Source organism: Mesorhizobium sp. M1A.T.Ca.IN.004.03.1.1 (genome assembly GCF_003997555.1).
Classification (GTDB): domain Bacteria; phylum Pseudomonadota; class Alphaproteobacteria; order Rhizobiales; family Rhizobiaceae; genus Mesorhizobium.
Genome location: NZ_RZTV01000003.1, coordinates 1 through 2,183, shown reverse-complemented (window position 1 = coordinate 2,183; position 2,183 = coordinate 1). Strand labels below are relative to the sequence as shown.

General features: G+C 72.3%; 1 protein-coding gene. It reads right to left on the bottom strand.

Annotation, left to right across the window (positions count from 1 at the left end; all coding sequences use genetic code 11):
* Positions 1-2,183 (bottom strand): hypothetical protein (locus tag EOD29_RS37085; RefSeq protein WP_245475303.1); only part of this gene is annotated, 2,183 nt, incomplete at both ends.

The window sequence follows — 2,183 nt, the reverse complement described above, 5'->3', positions numbered from 1 at the left end:
GCCGGTAGCTCCGGTAGCTCCAGTCGCACCCGTTGCTCCAGTGGCACCGGTAGTTCCAGTCGCACCTGTTGCTCCGGTCGAACCTGTCGAGCCAGTTGCTCCTGTCGCACCCGTGGCGCCGGTTGCGCCTGTCGAGCCGGTCGCACCCGTAGCGCCGGTTGCACCTGTTGCACCCGTCGCGCCGGTGGCGCCTGTAGCTCCGGTATCGCCGGTGGCGCCGGTCGCACCTGTTGCTCCGGTCGCACCTGTCGAGCCCGTTGCTCCGGTATCACCCGTAGCGCCAGTCGCACCTGTGGCGCCGGTTGCGCCAGTCGAGCCGGTATCGCCCGTGGCGCCAGTCGCACCCGTAGCGCCGGTCGAGCCGGTATCGCCCGTAGCACCAGTGGCGCCGGTTGCTCCAGTCGCCCCAGTGGCCCCGGTCGAACCCGTTGCTCCGGTATCACCCGTTGCTCCAGTCGAGCCGGTCGCACCCGTTGCACCCGTAGCGCCGGTCGCACCTGTTGCACCCGTCGAGCCCGTTGCTCCGGTATCGCCGGTAGCGCCTGTGGCGCCGGTTGCTCCGGTCGCACCCGTCGAGCCCGTTGCTCCGGTATCGCCGGTGGCGCCGGTCGCACCTGTTGCTCCGGTCGCACCTGTCGAGCCCGTTGCTCCGGTATCACCCGTAGCGCCGGTTGCGCCTGTCGCACCCGTTGCTCCAGTCGAGCCGGTCGCACCCGTTGCACCCGTAGCGCCGGTCGCACCTGTGGCGCCGGTTGCTCCAGTCGCCCCGGTAGCTCCAGTAGCTCCAGTCGCGCCGGTTGCGCCTGTCGAGCCGGTCGCACCCGTTGCACCCGTAGCGCCGGTCGCACCTGTTGCACCCGTCGAGCCCGTTGCTCCGGTATCACCGGTGGCGCCGGTCGCACCTGTGGCGCCGGTTGCTCCGGTCGCACCCGTTGCTCCGGTATCGCCCGTGGCGCCGGTGGCACCTGTTGCTCCGGTTGCTCCCGTTGCTCCGGTATCGCCGGTAGCGCCAGTCGCACCTGTTGCTCCGGTCGCACCGGTCGAGCCGGTTGCTCCGGTATCACCGGTGGCGCCGGTCGCACCTGTGGCGCCGGTTGCTCCGGTTGCTCCCGTTGCTCCGGTATCGCCGGTAGCGCCAGTCGCACCTGTTGCCCCGGTATCGCCGGTGGCGCCGGTCGCACCTGTGGCGCCGGTTGCTCCGGTCGCACCGGTCGAGCCGGTTGCTCCGGTATCACCGGTGGCGCCGGTGGCACCTGTGGCGCCGGTTGCTCCGGTCGCACCCGTTGCTCCGGTATCGCCCGTGGCGCCGGTGGCACCTGTGGCGCCGGTTGCTCCGGTCGCACCGGTCGAGCCGGTTGCTCCGGTTGCTCCGGTATCGCCCGTGGCGCCGGTCGCGCCTGTGGCGCCGGTTGCTCCGGTCGCACCGGTCGAGCCGGTTGCGCCCGTTGCTCCGGTATCGCCCGTGGCGCCAGTCGCACCCGTGGCCCCGGTCGCACCTGTGGCGCCGGTTGCTCCGGTTGCGCCCGTTGCTCCGGTATCGCCCGTGGCGCCGGTCGCACCTGTGGCGCCGGTTGCTCCGGTCGAGCCCGTTGCTCCGGTATCGCCGGTGGCGCCAGTCGCACCCGTGGCTCCGGTCGCACCTGTGGCGCCGGTTGCTCCGGTCGAGCCGGTTGCGCCCGTTGCTCCGGTATCGCCGGTGGCGCCAGTCGCACCCGTGGCTCCGGTCGCACCTGTGGCACCGGTTGCTCCGGTCGCGCCGGTCGAGCCGGTTGCTCCGGTATCACCGGTGGCGCCCGTCGCGCCTGTTGCTCCGGTCGCACCTGTCGAGCCCGTTGCTCCGGTATCACCCGTGGCGCCGGTCGCACCTGTGGCGCCGGTTGCTCCGGTCGCACCTGTCGAGCCGGTCGCGCCTGTTGCTCCGGTATCGCCGGTAGCGCCAGTCGCGCCTGTTGCTCCGGTCGCGCCAGTCGAGCCCGTTGCTCCGGTATCACCCGTGGCGCCGGTCGCGCCTGTGGCGCCGGTTGCTCCGGTAGCACCCGTCGCGCCGGTGGCGCCTGTTGCTCCGGTCGCACCTGTGGCGCCGGTTGCTCCGGTCGCACCGGTCGAGCCGGTTGCTCCGGTATCACCGGTGGCGCCAGTCGCGCCTGTTGCTCCGGTCGCACCTGTCGAGCCCGTTGCTCCGG